The 15,150-nt window shown below is 38.9% G+C and carries 17 protein-coding genes; 6 read left to right on the top strand and 11 right to left on the bottom strand.

All coding sequences use genetic code 11. The features are described from left to right. Positions 1 to 50: 50 nt before the first annotated feature. The 4 genes from F1560_RS22220 to yfkAB form a co-directional block, all read right to left on the bottom strand. The gene (locus F1560_RS22220; protein WP_187773764.1) at positions 51 to 221 is read right to left on the bottom strand and encodes a hypothetical protein; all 171 of its coding nucleotides are present in this window, start codon (positions 219 to 221) and stop codon (positions 51 to 53) included. A 32-nt stretch (positions 222 to 253) separates the two neighbouring features. Continuing rightward, a complete protein-coding gene (locus tag F1560_RS17950) occupies positions 254 to 1,351 on the bottom strand; it encodes a mechanosensitive ion channel family protein (RefSeq protein WP_149476023.1) in 1,098 nt (365 codons plus the stop codon). Between the two features lie 141 nt (positions 1,352 to 1,492). Then, on the bottom strand, positions 1,493 to 2,401 hold the full coding sequence (gene metA, locus F1560_RS17945; RefSeq protein ID WP_149476022.1) for a homoserine O-acetyltransferase MetA: 909 nt from the start codon (positions 2,399 to 2,401) through the stop codon (positions 1,493 to 1,495). A gap of 282 nt (positions 2,402 to 2,683) precedes the next feature. Continuing rightward, complete coding sequence (gene yfkAB / locus F1560_RS17940; RefSeq protein ID WP_149476021.1) at positions 2,684 to 3,808, bottom strand: radical SAM/CxCxxxxC motif protein YfkAB; 1,125 nt, start codon at positions 3,806 to 3,808, stop codon at positions 2,684 to 2,686. Positions 3,809 to 4,261: 453 nt separating this feature from the next. On the opposite strand from yfkAB, the gene F1560_RS17935 reads away from it, so the two are divergent. Continuing rightward, positions 4,262 to 5,887 (top strand): catalase, encoded by a 1,626-nt coding sequence (locus F1560_RS17935; RefSeq protein WP_149476020.1) that lies wholly within the window; start codon positions 4,262 to 4,264, stop codon positions 5,885 to 5,887. Positions 5,888 to 6,004: 117 nt separating this feature from the next. Here F1560_RS17935 and F1560_RS17930 read toward each other — a convergent pair whose 3' ends face one another. The 6 genes from F1560_RS17930 to F1560_RS17905 form a co-directional block, all read right to left on the bottom strand. Continuing rightward, positions 6,005 to 6,877 carry a metal ABC transporter permease gene (locus F1560_RS17930; protein ID WP_149476019.1) on the bottom strand — a complete coding sequence of 291 codons (873 nt, stop codon included), beginning with the start codon at positions 6,875 to 6,877 and terminating at the stop codon, positions 6,005 to 6,007. Between the two features lie 5 nt (positions 6,878 to 6,882). Next, positions 6,883 to 7,794 (bottom strand): metal ABC transporter permease, encoded by a 912-nt coding sequence (locus tag F1560_RS17925; protein ID WP_149476018.1) that lies wholly within the window; start codon positions 7,792 to 7,794, stop codon positions 6,883 to 6,885. Then, entirely contained in the window at positions 7,772 to 8,533 is a 762-nt protein-coding gene (locus tag F1560_RS17920) for a metal ABC transporter ATP-binding protein (protein WP_281292657.1), read from the bottom strand. The genes F1560_RS17925 and F1560_RS17920 overlap by 23 nt, the downstream gene beginning before the upstream one ends. 1 nt (position 8,534) lies before the next feature. Further along, positions 8,535 to 9,488, bottom strand: a complete 954-nt coding sequence (locus F1560_RS17915) for a metal ABC transporter solute-binding protein, Zn/Mn family (protein WP_149476016.1) — start codon at positions 9,486 to 9,488, stop codon at positions 8,535 to 8,537. A gap of 350 nt (positions 9,489 to 9,838) precedes the next feature. Beyond that, on the bottom strand, positions 9,839 to 10,603 hold the full coding sequence (aroD, locus tag F1560_RS17910; protein ID WP_149476015.1) for a type I 3-dehydroquinate dehydratase: 765 nt from the start codon (positions 10,601 to 10,603) through the stop codon (positions 9,839 to 9,841). 78 nt (positions 10,604 to 10,681) lie between these two features. Then, entirely contained in the window at positions 10,682 to 11,212 is a 531-nt protein-coding gene (locus F1560_RS17905; RefSeq protein WP_149476014.1) for an NUDIX hydrolase, read from the bottom strand. A 227-nt stretch (positions 11,213 to 11,439) separates the two neighbouring features. On the opposite strand from F1560_RS17905, the gene F1560_RS17900 reads away from it, so the two are divergent. From F1560_RS17900 to F1560_RS17885, 4 genes are all read left to right on the top strand, one after another. Continuing rightward, the gene (locus F1560_RS17900; RefSeq protein ID WP_149476013.1) at positions 11,440 to 11,631 is read left to right on the top strand and encodes a hypothetical protein; all 192 of its coding nucleotides are present in this window, start codon (positions 11,440 to 11,442) and stop codon (positions 11,629 to 11,631) included. Between the two features lie 94 nt (positions 11,632 to 11,725). Then, positions 11,726 to 12,334: a TetR/AcrR family transcriptional regulator gene (locus F1560_RS17895; RefSeq protein WP_149476012.1), complete on the top strand. Its 609-nt coding sequence runs from the start codon at positions 11,726 to 11,728 to the stop codon at positions 12,332 to 12,334. Positions 12,335 to 12,495: 161 nt separating this feature from the next. Next, on the top strand, positions 12,496 to 13,437 hold the full coding sequence (locus F1560_RS17890) for an ATP-binding cassette domain-containing protein (RefSeq protein ID WP_149476011.1): 942 nt from the start codon (positions 12,496 to 12,498) through the stop codon (positions 13,435 to 13,437). Further along, positions 13,430 to 14,203, top strand: a complete 774-nt coding sequence (locus F1560_RS17885) for an ABC transporter permease (protein WP_149476010.1) — start codon at positions 13,430 to 13,432, stop codon at positions 14,201 to 14,203. The genes F1560_RS17890 and F1560_RS17885 overlap by 8 nt, the downstream gene beginning before the upstream one ends. A 51-nt stretch (positions 14,204 to 14,254) precedes the next feature. Here the strand turns inward: F1560_RS17885 and F1560_RS17880 are convergent, their stop codons facing one another. Then, entirely contained in the window at positions 14,255 to 14,521 is a 267-nt protein-coding gene (locus F1560_RS17880; RefSeq protein WP_149476009.1) for a hypothetical protein, read from the bottom strand. Between the two features lie 135 nt (positions 14,522 to 14,656). Here F1560_RS17880 and F1560_RS17875 point away from each other — a divergent pair, with 135 nt between their 5' ends. Further along, the gene (locus F1560_RS17875; RefSeq protein ID WP_149476008.1) at positions 14,657 to 15,136 is read left to right on the top strand and encodes a hypothetical protein; all 480 of its coding nucleotides are present in this window, start codon (positions 14,657 to 14,659) and stop codon (positions 15,134 to 15,136) included. Positions 15,137 to 15,150 lie beyond the last annotated feature (14 nt).

The raw sequence follows: 15,150 nt of genomic DNA, 5'->3' as shown, positions 1-15,150 counted from the left end.
TGAGATAGCTAGAGCTCCCCCTTGTCCGAAGGCGATTCATCTCCACCCTACTACGTTGAGGATGAAGTCTTCTCGCCTAAAATACATAAATTACCGATAAAAGCTAACAACATCACCCAAAATGGTGATAGTCCACGAATAATCCCCAAAGGCACCACGAGGCCTACCTCTAACCATGGAACAGAAGCGGCAATAAATACAAGCATGTAATCGATTAGCATAAAAACCTCCTACAATTATTACGATGTGTCGGCTATGATTCATCTCTTAACTTTACATCTGCACGTTGATTTCCCTCTATTTCTGACTGTTCATCCGGGGTATGCTCCACCACCTCAATCGATGCTTCGTCTTTAAGTAAATCGAGAATATTAAAATTGATTTCCTCTTTTATTTCTAAGTATTCCTTCCATACCGTTGTTTTTGTAAAGAAATATAGAAAGACATCCAAGCCATCTGCTTCATATTTATCAAAGTTTACAAGAATCGTTTCTTGATCGACTCCAGGGTGATTTTTCAATAGATAATCCATCTGCCTAATAAAGTCCTGCAATTTTTCGCTTGGCGTATCAGGAGGAAATCGTACATCAAAGGAAATTTGTCTCTTCCCCATCTTACTCCAGTTCGTAATGGTTTCATTAGCCAGTGTCGCATTTGGCACGGTCACTAAAGCATCTGTAAAGGTTCTTATTTTTGTACTCCTAAACGTTATCTCTTCAACGGTACCTTCTACACTCGGTGTCATAATCCAATCCCCGATGCGAAAAGGCTTCTCCATAATAATTACAACTCCACCAAACATATTGGCAAGTGCGTCCTTTGCAGCTAACGAAATCGCTAATCCCCCAAGGCCAAGGCCAGCAATAAATCCACTTATTTCATAATCAAATTCTTGAAGAATTGCGGTAATACTAATTGCTATAATGATAAATCGAATTGCTTTTGACAGCAATGGAATGAGTATATTATCCATATCAAATTGGTATTTTTTATTCATCTTTGTAAAAAACACAGATGATGAGGATGCTAAATTATAAAGCCCCCAAGTAATCATGATGATAATGAAAGATCGGATTATTTTTAAAAACAATTCATTCGTATGACCTATAAACGGAAAATAAATCATTGCAATAAAAAGTCCTATAATGATAAACAGCCATTGTGCCGGCTTTTCAAAAGCCAAAAATATAGTCGTGAAAAAGTCTGCTCGCGTTTTTTGAGTAACCTTAAGCAATATGGAAAAAATATATTTCGTAAACAGCTTCCTTAATAAAAGAAAGAGCAGAAAAATACCAGCACTTATTCCAACATGGGTTAAATTATCGTATGTAAAAATTCCATCCCAAAACATGTTACTACCTCCGAATCAATCTATTCCCATAGTATATCCTATTTTTTCTTTCATTTATATGTAGAATTGTTGTCAAAATAAAAAGAGCTGCAGCACCTCTTACAAGGAATGTACAACTCTTTAATCGGGAATGTCTTTTGATCAATCCCATTCATATGGTGTTGTTTGGTAGACATAATAATTAAGCCAGTTTGAGAACAATAAACTACAATGGCTCTTCCAACGATGTAATGGTGTTTCTTTTGGGTCATCATTTGGGAAATAGTTTTCGGGTAATTGCGTCTGAATGCCTCTTTGATGGTCCCGATGATATTCTTCTGCCAATGTAGTTGCACTATATTCCAGATGACCGGTTGCCATAATGTTTTTGCCATCTTTAGATCCCATCAAGAAAATACCCGCTTTATCGGAATGGGCCAGAATTTGGAGCTCTGGGTGGTTTGCGATCTCCTCATATGAAATATCGGTATACCGGGAGTGTGGTGCTAGAAAATAATCATCGAATCCTCGAACGAGATTCTCGTTCGGCTGTAAAACTTCATGTTCAAAAATGCCAAAGCATTTTTGTGGTAGTTCATGTTTATTAATTCCATAATGATGATACAATGCGGCCTGAGCTCCCCAGCAAATATGCAGTGTCGAGGTCACATTCTCTTTCGACCAATTCATAATGTCTTGTAATTCTTCCCAGTAATCCACTTCTTCAAATGGAAGATGCTCAACGGGAGAGCCTGTTATAATCATTCCATCGAAACGCTTCTCCTTGATTTCAGAAAACGGCTTATAAAAGGTGTCCAAGTGATACTTACTCGTGTTTTTAGAATCATGTGTGGTCATCTTTAAAAATGATACATTTACCTGGATCGGCGTGTTCCCAAGATAACGAAGAAGATGTGCTTCTGTTTTTTGTTTTTCAGGCATCAAATTTAAGATTAATATATTCAGAGGTCGAATATCCTGCGAAACCGCACGCTCTTCTTCCATTACAAATATATTCTCCTGCTCCAGAATCTCCTTCGCCGGTAATTGCGCCGGTATTCTAATCGGCATAAGACTATCCCCCTAATTTAGAAAATACTGTTAAGTTATTATTCATTGTAAAGCCTACAATAAAAAATTCAAGTTAAAAGTTTAGCTATATTTCGATAATTTTGTTTAGCAGACCTCTTTTTGTGGGGGGAACATCCGATTATTGGTGAATAGGATTACTTTTAAGTGAAGGGCGATTACCTTTCTTGGCGTACGAATCGTTTTTGAGGGGATTGTAAAGCAAAATAAACCCTACTTTAAAAGCAGAGTTTATTTGTAGAAAAGTCATTGTTAAGAAACAAATTAATAGGTAATCATTGCTTTTCGTTTCTGAAAATCAATATCTGGATAGTATGCATTTTTCACTAAAACATTTGGCCCTAGACACTTTACTGCAGGGCAGTGACAGTTTAAGCTTTTAGCCGTTTGTGTCTCCATCCAGCGCTTATATGACTCCTGTAAAGGCGTCGTTTGTATATTTCCTAAGGAAGGCTCGTCACCGAAATCTGTCACAATGACTTCACCAGTAAAAATATTTACATTTAAACGCGAACGTCCATCTGGATCATTTCTAACGGTCACATTTTTTTCTTTAGATAGACGCTTAAGCAATTCCAAGTCCGTTTCGTTAGCACTGCAAGCATAAAACGGCAATGTACCAAATAACATCCACATATCGGGATTACGATGCTGCAAAAGGCGCTCAATTGCTGTACGCATTTCATCGAGACTTAATGTTTCCATCGTGCTCGCGAAGTCGACCGGATACATTGGATGCACCTCGTGTCTTGAACAACCCATTTCATTAATATGATCATGAATTTGTTCTAAATAAGGAAAGGTTCGCTTGTTCAACATCGTTTCTGCTGACACCATGACACCTTCTGCCGAGAGGCGTTGCGAATTTTCTACTAGACGATCAAAATATTTTTTCCGATTTTCAAGCGTTGGCTTCCGCTCCATCATCGCAAATCCAGTTTGAGCAAACTCCTCAGCAGTTCCCCAGTTATGAGAGATGTGCAGCACATCAAGATACGGAATAATCTCCTGATAGCGCTCGAATGGCAATGTTAAATTAGAGTTCATCTGCGTTTTCACACCACGGCGATGTGCATATTCAAGTAAAGGAACAACATAGTTACGAACCATCTTTTTATTCATCATCGGCTCTCCACCAGTAATGCTTAGTGTGCGGAGCTTCGGAACTTCATCCAAGCGCTTGATAAGCAACTCAATTGGCAGCGCATCTGGATCACTGCTTTGCAGCGTATACCCTACCGCACAGTGAGCACAGCGCATATTACACATGTTGGTTGTTGTAAATTCGATATTCGATAAAGTCATTTCACCATATTCTTCTACATCCATATAAGCTTCCCACGGGTCATGTAAAGGTGTAATAAGAGGTTCACTCACCTTTGTTGTCATCTATGAATCTTCCTTTCTATACCAAGCAATACGTACTTTATTGTACCACTTTTCATGGTATATGCATGCTGGTAAAGGCATATGACACTAATTATTTTTTGTGAATTTAATCTGTTCGTGGGTACGAAAAGCAGAAGCAGGGATCGTTAAGATACTAAGGTTAACGCATTAGAGCAACCTTCGCGCTGGTGAATACTGATATTTGGGCTATAAAGGCTGAAGTTTGTGAAATAAATGCTGATGTTCGTAATGAATTGGCTGATGTTGTTCACAAATACAGTGCTATTGAGCAAAGCAATTACCCTGAATATTTCATTTAGCTTCTTACCAATTTAAATAGCTTCAAAATCACCACAGTTCCTTTTCTATTATCTGATTAATTTTATAGTAATCGGGCACGATAATGGTGGTTAAACTTTACTTGGAAAAAACATGAAGAAAGGGAGATAATTAATGGGTAAAGATCCATCAAATGAAAAACACCAGACAAATATTGAACATGATGATACGTTAACTACCCGCCAAGGGCACCCTGTCACAAACAACCAAAACATCCGAACCGTTGGCAACCGTGGTCCAGCGACACTTGAGAACTATGATTTTATTGAGAAAATTAGCCACTTTGATCGTGAAAAGGTTCCCGAACGAATTGTTCATGCACGCGGAGCAGGTGCACATGGTTACTTTGAAACGTATGGAACGGCCGGAGTTGACCCAGTATCGAACTATACACGAGCCAAGGTTTTCCAGGAAAAGGGGAAACAAACACCTGTCTTTGTACGTTTTTCGACGGTAGTTCATGGTGTGCACTCACCGGAAACAGTACGTGATCCACGTGGATTTGCAGTCAAATTTTACACAGAAGATGGTAACTGGGATTTAGTTGGAAACAATATCAAGATTTTCTTTATCCGCGATGCTATGAAATTCCCAGATATGATCCATGCCTTTCGACCAGATCCAGTAACAAATATTCAGGACAGTGAGCGCTTCTTTGATTTTTGCTCCAATTCACCAGAGTCCTTTCATATGGTGACATTTATTTATTCACCCTGGGGAATTCCAGCAAACTATCGGATGATGCAGGGATCTGGTGTAAATACTTATAGATGGGTAAATGCTGAAGGTAAAGCGGTTCTCGTAAAATACCACTGGGAACCAAAGCAAGGGATCAAAAATTTAACGTCAAAAGAAGCAGAAGCAATACAAGGCAAGAACTTCAACCATGCGACACAGGATTTGTATGAATCCATTGAAAATGGTGATTATCCGGAGTGGGAAATGTTCGTACAAATCATGGAGGATGGGCCACATCCTGAATTAGATTTTGATCCGCTCGATGATACCAAACTATGGCCAGAGGATCAATTCCCATGGTTACCAGTTGGAAAAATGGTGTTAAATAAAAACCCAGAAAATTTCTTTAATGAAGTAGAACAAGTCTCCTTTGGTACTGGTGTTCTAGTTGATGGTCTTGATTTCTCTGATGATAAAATGCTTCAAGGTCGAACGTTCTCTTATTCTGACACACAGCGTTATCGTACAGGCGCAAACCATTTACAACTACCAATTAATGCTGCGAAAAAGCGAGTGGCGACTAATCAAGAGGGTGGGCAATTACGATACCACGATGATAAAGCACCAGGACAGAACCCGCATGTGAACTATGAGCCATCGAGCTTAGGTGGATTAAAAGAAGCGGAGCAAACAGGAAAAGAATTCACGCCAAAAATTGAAGGGAATCTCGTTCGGGAATCAATTGACCGAAACGATAATACAAAACAAGCAGGAGAAACTTATCGTAGATTTGAACAATGGGAAAAGGACGAATTAATTTCCAATCTTGTTGGCGATCTTTCAACTTGTAAAAAGGAAATTCAGGAAAAAATGATCGCATTAGCAGAACAAGCAGATGAACAATATGGTCGCCGATTACGTGAAGGCATAGCTGAAGCGAGCAAACAAACAAGCTCCACGATGATGGAATCTGCTGAAGAAATGCATCCACTTGGTGCGAAGGATGCTGGAAAAGCGGTAAAAGAAGCAATTGATAAAGGGCATGATGCAGAGCCGTACTAGAGAAAAAAATAAATTCAGGACAATGTTTAAACCCTTGGAGTGGGCTGGATAGACGAGCATAACGCCGGGGCAATCACTCCAAAAACCATAAAAGAGGCGCTCAGAGAAGCGCCTCTTTTACATTGTTTCAGCTGGTCGCACACGTCTTGAAATTAACCCGTGCTTCGGTGAAAAAATAAAGCTAATCATAAATACCAAACCGGTTGCGAATGCCATCGATCCTGATATCGATGTATCAATCCAAGCGGCAATATAGTAGCCGGCCACTGCAGAAACTACCCCAAATGAACCACTGAGCACAAGCATGAACGAAAGCTTATCTGTCCATAAATATGCAGAGGCAGCAGGCGTAATAAGCATAGCAACAACCATAATCGCCCCAACAGCATCAAACGAAGCAACCGTTGTAACTGATACAAGACCCATAAAAAGATAATGCATGAGTATTACTGGTATCCCAAGGCTTGCCGCTAATGCCGGATCAAAAGAAGTGATTTTCCATTCTTTATAAAAAGCAATGATAAAAAAGAGAATAACTGCTAGTACTAGCAATAACAATGCTGTTGCTTCGGGTATTGCACCGATAATCGGTAATGTAATCATATGAAACGGAATAAATGTAATTTCACCCATTAAAGCATGCTGTACATCTAAGTGTGCATTTCCAACTGAAGTAGCAATTAATATAACACCAATTGCAAATAAAGTGGTAAACACGATTCCCATCGCTGCATCATGCTGTACACGCAATGAATGCAACCACTGCACAAGAAAGGCTGTAAAAACCCCTGCCAATATTCCTCCAATTAACATGGCAGTTCCACTTACTTCACGTGTAATAATATAGGCAATTACGATTCCTAATAAAACCGTATGACTAATTGCATCTGCCATCATTGCCGTCTTCCTTAGTATAAGAAAAACACCGATAACACCGCAGGAAAGCCCTACTAAGGCAGCAGTTAAAATAATCCATGCTGTATATGTCATTTCCTTCACCCCTCCTGCTTCAGTGTTTGAGCATTTGATTGCTGCGCCTTTTGGTGCAACTTAAATTGCAAATAATTGATTAGTATACCTTTTTCTTTTCCAAGGACAAGCGATATAACAAAAAATCCAGCACCTACCACTACAATAAACGGACCAGTAGGTAGTCCGCTTCCTAAAGCACTAATTAACGTTCCTGTTGCTCCCGCCAGTCCACCAAATATAGCAGACAACAGAATCATTACCTTAAAGGACTGCGTCCAATAGCGAGCACTTACTGCTGGAATAATTAACATCGCCGCCATTAAAATAACACCAACAGCTTGAATCCCAATTACAATGGTTGTAACCAGCACTGCCGTATACAAGGTATTCATGCCTTTAAGTGATAGTCCAATTCCTTTAGCGAACTGCCCGTCAAAGAGATAAAGCTTCCACTCTTTAAATCCAATAAATACAATAAAAACAACAATGAGCGCTAATACCAGCATCGTTATAACATCTGTTCGAACCATCGCTGCAGCCTGCCCATAAATAAAGCCGTCTAACCCACTCTGGTTTCCCCCAGCAGATCGGTTAGCTATTGTTAAAAGCATGATACCAAAACCGTAGAAGATAGCTAAAACCATTCCCATTGCTGAATCCTCCGAAATCCGACTTGCTGTTGTAATCCATTGGATTAAAAATGCACCAATTAAAGCGCTGATTGCAGCTCCAATAATAAGTATAAGCAGATTTTTCTCGCCAATAAGGAGAAAGGCAATAACGACTCCTGGCAATGCAGCATGTGATAATGCATCACTCATCAGATTTTGTCTTTTCCAATAAGCCATACAACCAATTGTCCCAGCAGCAATACCTAGGGTCATCGTACTCAATAGAACCCACCCCGTATTACTATTCAATAGAATGGACAGCATGACGTTTTTCCTCTCCCATCCAGCGCATATTTCCTCCATAGGTATTGGCGATATTTTCTCTTGTAAAAATCTGCTCTGTTCTTCCATGTTTGATGACGGTACGATTTAGTAATAAAACATGATCAAAGTAATCTTCTACCGTTTGCAAATCGTGATGTACAACCATAACGGTCTTACCTATTGCTTTCAGCTCTTTTAAAATCGTCATGATTGCTCGCTCTGTAGCAGCATCTACACCAGCAAGCGGTTCGTCCATAAAGTAAAAGTCAGCATCCTGTACTAAAGCTCGGGCTAAAAATACGCGTTGTTGCTGACCACCAGAAAGCTGGCTGATTTGCCGATTCGCATAATCTGCCATCCCCATTTTGTCCAATGCCTCATATGCTCTTTCTTTATGCAAACGGGATGGTCTCCTCAACCATCCAATTTGCCCGTATAGTCCCATTGTCACGACATCCAGTGCATCCGTTGGAAAATCCCAGTCCACAGACCCTCGTTGCGGCACATACCCAATCCGTTTTTTGGCTTTTATAAATGGAAGACCGAAAAATTTTACAGATCCTGTCAATGAAGGATGAAGATTTAATATCGTTTTTAATAGTGTTGATTTCCCCGCTCCATTCGGTCCAACAATTCCTGTTAAGGAACCGGCGTTCACTTCAAAATTAATATCATGAAGGACCGTGTTTTTCCGGTAAGAAGCGGATAAATTTTCTACCTGTAAAATTGGTGTTGCCACGTTACTCAGCTCCTCCAGTTAATGCATCATAAATTGTATTAATATTATGACGGTACATTCCAATATATGTGCCCTCTTCACTTCCAGGTGAACCCATTGCATCAGAGAATAGTTCTCCTCCTAACTCAACATCTACACCATCGCTTTTAGCACCTTCAATTACAGCCTCAATCGAACTTGAATTGATACTGCTTTCCACAAAAATAGCAGGAACTTGATATTCTTTAATAATTGCAATTGTATCGTTAATATCGGAGATTCCAATCTCATCTTCCGTGCTTAATCCTTGGAGTCCGATTACTTCCATGTCATGCATTCTACCGAAATATCCGAATGCATCATGAGCTGTTACAAGAACGCGCCCACTTTCAGGAATATCCGCTAACTTCTCCGCTTCTTGCTTTAATTCTTCTAATTCAGCAAAATACTGTGTTTTATTTTCTTCAAAGTAATCAGCGTCATCTGGCGAATATGCCTTCAATTCTTCGACTGCTGCATCCAATGCCGCTTCCCATAAATCAAGGTCAAACCAGATATGCGGATCAATTGCGCCTTCTTCGTCATCTAATAAGGCATCTTCTGAAAGGCTATCCCCAATTGCTAGAACAGGCTTAGAATCACCGATCGAATCAAATACTTTCACCATGTTCACTTCTAAATTTAAGCCATTGTAAAAAATAACCTCTGCTTCATCTACCTTTGCGATATCACTTTGCGTTGGATTATATAGATGTGGGTCCACCGATGGTCCCATTAAGCTTTCAACTTCTACACGGTCTCCTCCGATTACGGACAATGGCTCTCCTATTTGGGCAATCGTTGTTAAAACCTTGATCTTTTCATCTCCTGATTCATCCGTTTCACCAGACGCTCCACCTTCTGAATTACATGCAGCAAGCAGAATAATCATAGTGAGTAATGCCAATCCCCATATCTTTTGTGCGAATCCTCTCATTTTGTATCCTCCCCTTAATCTTTCCTTTGGCAAACTTTATTTGTTAGTTATAAATTTAATCCTAATATTAGATATTGTCAAGTGTTTTTGGGGTAGCATAATATTTTTCCCTAAGGAAACATTTGTCGAATAATGTTTCTGAGGTGTAAGATCCCTTTATTAAATATGCCTGGAAAGTGAACTACAGCAACCTTTCATGCTTATTTTTCTTAGAAGCTCTTATACTTTGGAGTGAATCCTTTAGGCGAATGCCTTAGTTGCACTTATGCAGCATAAGAAAGTTTATACTTTCTTATCTGCCAAAATAAAAAGCCTCTTTTCTAAAATAGAAAAGAGACTCTCCTAGCAAACTATAAATTTTTATGAATGACATTTAAGATCGATCGTAATTCATGAATATCAATCTGCCCGGGTGCAGATGATTTTTTCGCTGCTCCGAACGTAATCGCAGAACCGAATAACTCTCCTGCCAAGCGGCTAATTACGCCCGCTCCTGCCATTGACATTGTAATGATTGGACGATCCACATAGCGCTCCTTCATTTCGTTTGTCGCTTCTAATAATGTTAAGACATCACCGGTACTCTTTGGCATTACCGCAATTTTAGGGAGATCTCCCCCAAGCTCCTGCGCTTTTTTTAAACGACCTATAATTTCAGATTTCGTCGGGGTTTTTTCGAAGTCGTGGTTTGACAGGATAACATAGACTCCGTTCTCATGTGCAATATGTATCAGTGTTTTCACAGTTTGTTCGTCATTAAACAGCTCGACATCAACAATATCGATTAATCCAGTTTCAATCATGGTTGTATTTAATGCCGTATAAGCGGTAGATGACAACTCTCTTTCTCCGCCCTCTTTGGCACTACGAAACGTAAATATAAGCGGTATACCCTTTAATGTCTCTCGAATATCGATTAGAGCTGATTTAACCTTTTCAATGTCTTCCACCATCTCGAAAAAGTCAACACGCCATTCCACTAAATCCACATCCAAAGACATTAAAAACGTTGCCTCTTCCATTAATTCAGCATGCGTTTTACCAACTAATGGAACACAAATTTTCGGAGCACCTTCTCCGATGTTTAACTGCCTTACGGTTATTGTATGGGACAAGAATTCCACTCCTTCCTGCGTTTAATCGATAACGCCCTTTTATCCATTCTAGTAACAGGAGCCTATTTTTTTCTATATTTACTGACCTATTCTTTGGTTGTGCGCTCCCATGTTGTATCTCATATCAAACAACAATGCAATCAACTGCTCATGATAAGGTATAAATAAACCCTCTGAAATCATATTGATAATGTCATCCTTCGACGCCCACTTTACCTGTTTTACTTCTTCAGTAGGAAGTGGAAGGTTTGCGATGTTTAAGTCTGTTTCTAAAAGATAATAATCATCAAATCCATATTCAAAGTTGACAGTTAGAGAAGGTCGCCTATTTCGAAGGTTAAGTGTATAACCAATTTCTTCTTTTACTTCTCTTTCTGCAGCTTGCTGACTGGTCTCACCTGCTATAGCACTACCTCCTACGGTAATATCCCACATGTTCTTCCAATCTTCCTTATCTGGTTGTCGCTGCTGAATCAGCATTTCTCCTAATTGATTAAATAGACAGACATGAATCACTAAATGATAAGCACCTTGTTCGAATGTATCCCCACGCTTCATTTGCTTGACCGTCAGATTTCTGTTCTTATCATAAATATCCCACGTCTCCATACTCCCACTCCTTCTTGACGAATAGGGGCAACCCCATTAACTCATTCGTGTTATATTAAACATAGAGTTCACTATATGGTTAACGATGAAAAAGCCTTATGCACTTAGACGTAGTATAGCATATTGAAAAGCTATCTGAATACTTATGTTAATTCTATAAAACAGAAATACGAAGCATCCATAAACTTTCATTTCCATTAGCAAATAGTAAGGAGGCTAGATCACACATGTTAAAGCAAATATTTGATTGGATGACCGTTATCGGATTGATACTATTACTTGGTCGAATTTTAACAGCCGTATTCCTTTTTCTAGATATTCCGTTCACAAGCTTTTTTAAAGACTATAGCATCATTTCCATTATCATATTAATTATCGGTCTTATCGGTCAGCAAGTCGTGAAGGATCGTAAATCATAACATTGAAAAAGGCTATGCTGGAATAATTCTGCTTAGCCTTTTTACTGTGATATGGTAGAATCATGTTACTAACACTTTAGGAGAGCTGATAGCGATGGCGCCTTTAAACGAAGACCAATTAGAAAATATCCGAAATGAACGTAAAATACAAATTATGCGAGCTGCACTGAAAGTCTTTGCAGCAAATGGCTTTAAGCTAACAAAAATTAGTTTAATCGCTAAGGAAGCAGGAATTAGCCATGGCTTAGTTTATCACTATTTCAAATCCAAGGAAGAAGTGCTACATGAAAGCCTCGAATGGGCTATGGAGTTAAATGAAACGAAGAAATATCTTAACGAACTTTCAGAAATGGCAATATCTCCATTAGAGAAGATACATAACTTTACGAAGTTCGCCCTTTCTTCAAGCAAGTATGAAAGTAGCGATATATTTCGTATTATCCAGCACTTGGAACACACGGAAGACGTTCCTAGCCATATACTCGAATTTACGAAAAACGTTGGAATGATGTATGTTGAATTTTTCATTCCTATCTTTATAGAAGGACAAGAAGCTGGTGAAATTATTCAAGAAAATCCCGAAGAGCTGGTTGGTTTATTTCTAACCATTATTTCTGGAGTAATGGCAGATGATCCCGATTATTGGCATGAAAATATGGACCATAAAATTTCTATTTTCTTGAGAATGATTACGACACGTTAATCCGGTTCACACCTCCCCTCCATTTGATCATCAAAACTTTTTGTTGACAATTGAGGGGATTCATTATACTTTTATATTGACTGGTTTAATCAATCAAAAAATCCAGTCGTTATTTTTGTTTTAAAATTGACTGATTAAGTCAATCAATAAGGAGTGATAAAATGAAAGATAGCATTATTTCAGTTCAAAATTTAAAGAAATCCTACGGAAAACACACCGTTTTAGATGGCTTAAACTTTGAAGTAGAGCGTGGATCTATTTTTGCATTGCTTGGCGAAAATGGTGCTGGTAAGACAACAACCGTACGCATCTTAGCTACATTAATCCAGGCAGATAGCGGTATAGCTACGATTGCCGGATATGATACGCATCGTGAATCTGAATCTGTTAAACAAAAGATTAGCTTAACCGGGCAGTACGCTTCAGTAGATGAATTGCTGACAGGAGAAGAAAACTTGGTGATGATGGGGCGTTTAAATCACTTGAGCAGCAATACAGTAAAAAAGCGGACAGCCGAACTGCTGGACCAGTTCGAGTTAACCAATGCAGCTAAAAAACGTGTAAAAACTTATTCTGGTGGGATGCGCCGAAGACTTGATATTGCAATTAGCCTGCTTGCTTCTCCACAAGTTATTTTCTTAGATGAACCCACGACAGGACTTGATCCACGTAGCCGAAGAAATATGTGGAACCTGATTCAACAGCTTGCTAAGAACGGTGTAACCATCTTTTTAACGACTCAATACTTGGAAGAAGCTGATCAGCTAGCAGATAAAATTGCTGTTATTGATAGTGGGAAAATGGTAGAAGAAGGAACCGCTGAAGAACTAAAGCGGATGATTGGTGATGAAAAAGTAGAACTAACCTTCGATAATGCTAAAGAATTCCAACAAGCTTCAGAACTTTTACAAGGGCAAGTGAGTGAGGTAGAGCAACGTATTTCAATTCCTGCCGGCTCACCGGAAAGTTTGCGCAAGCTACTCAACACATTACATGAGCACGGGATCGAGCCTAGCTCCGTCAACTTCCGTAAACCAACACTTGATGATGTTTTTATGGATATCACAAGTCGAAAAAGAAAGGAGCAATCCGTCCATGCGTAAATCAAAATTTTACTGGGCCTTATCAGATGGCTGGACAATGTCCGGGCGCAGCTTAAAGCATATTTTTCGTGAGCCAGAGTCTCTATTAATGGCTATCGGGCTACCAGTTGCCATTATGGTCATGTTTGTCTATATTTTTGGTGGTGCGATTGAGACTGGAACCGAATATGTTAATTATGTTGTTCCAGGGGTAATCATTACTTGTGCAGGATTTGGGAGTTCGCTTATAGCGATAAGTGTTACACAGGACATGGTTGGTGGTTTATTTGAGCGTCTTCGCAGTATGCCCCTCCTCCCTTCATCCTTAATGGTCGGTCATGTAACTGGAGGATTCATTCGTAATGCAATTGCTACAACCGTTATCTTTCTTGTTGCAATCCTCATTGGATTCCGACCAAGTGCGGGACTCTTAGAATGGCTTGGCATTATCGGACTTTTGGCTTTATTTATGTTCTCACTCAATTGGCTGTTTGTAGCCATTGGTTTAATTACCAAAAGTGTGGAAACGGCAAATGCCGCAACATTTCCGATGCTATTCCTACCATATGTTAGTAGCGCATTTGTACCTACTGAAACGATGCCAACTTGGCTTCATGCCTTTGCAGATAATCAGCCGATGACTCCACTGATTGAAACGTTACGTGGACTTCTTATCGGAACACCAATTGGTAACAATGCTTGGTTAACGATTCTTTGGTTTGGATCTCTATTGATTATAAGCTTTATCCTATCTGTAGTTATTTTCAAACGAAAGAAAAAAGAATAGTTTATATGAAGCAGGGAGGATGTCCACTCTTCCTCCCATACTATTAAACAATCATCCTTTCATCCGAAATACCTGATAGTACGTAAAGAAAAACGAAGCAAGACCCACTCCTAGAAAAATACTTCCGATAACTAAAAAGTTCGTTGTATTAGCTTTCATCTTAAATTCGTAAATAAAAGAGTCAGCACTACCTTGAGTAGCTAACCAACTATCCGCTATGGCTATCCCAATCGTTCCACTGAATAAAACGATCACAATACCACAGACTGCTAACAAAGCACTTAAATTCATAAAAGCTTTTAACTGTTCGTTTTTCATATTTGTCCCTCCGTTATTATCAAACTAATCTATATAATTCCTCTACTCCTAATATAAACGATTCAATTAATAAAAGTCTGGTTTAAAAACGAATAAAATAGGATATTAGTGCATTGTAGAGATGGAGTTGAGATGATGTTCGAATGGAATGATTTTATAACTGCGTTTTGGGCATTCTTTGTATTACTACCTATAGTCGCACTTATTCACCAATTAGGTCATTATTTAATGGCTCTTTTGTTTGGCGGGAGATCAGAAATAATTCTAGGGAGAGGAAAATTATTATTCAAACTCGGCTCGATTAAAGTGAACCGGTTTTATTTTTTAGATTCCTATTGTCATTATGAATCACTAAAAGTAAATACGCGCTTATCACATATACTCGTTCACGCTGGTGGTGTATTGTTAAATGTAGCATCTCTTCTTTTTGTAAATACATTAATTATGATAGGTTGGTTACCGGAAGCACAGTTTTTCTATCAATTTGGTTACTTTACCATATACTATATGTTTTTTGCTCTTTTTCCTGTACAGTACTCAGAGAAGCATGCTAGTGATGGGAAACAAATTATAAATATTATAAGGAAATATACACCATCTAATGTTTTTGATTGATGATATTTAAAGAT

The sequence above is a fragment of the Oceanobacillus polygoni genome (assembly GCF_008304605.1).
Taxonomy (GTDB): Bacteria; Bacillota; Bacilli; order Bacillales; family Amphibacillaceae; genus Oceanobacillus; species Oceanobacillus polygoni.
The sequence above is the reverse complement of the archived record's forward strand: the minus strand, read 5'-3'. Positions and strand labels throughout refer to the sequence as shown.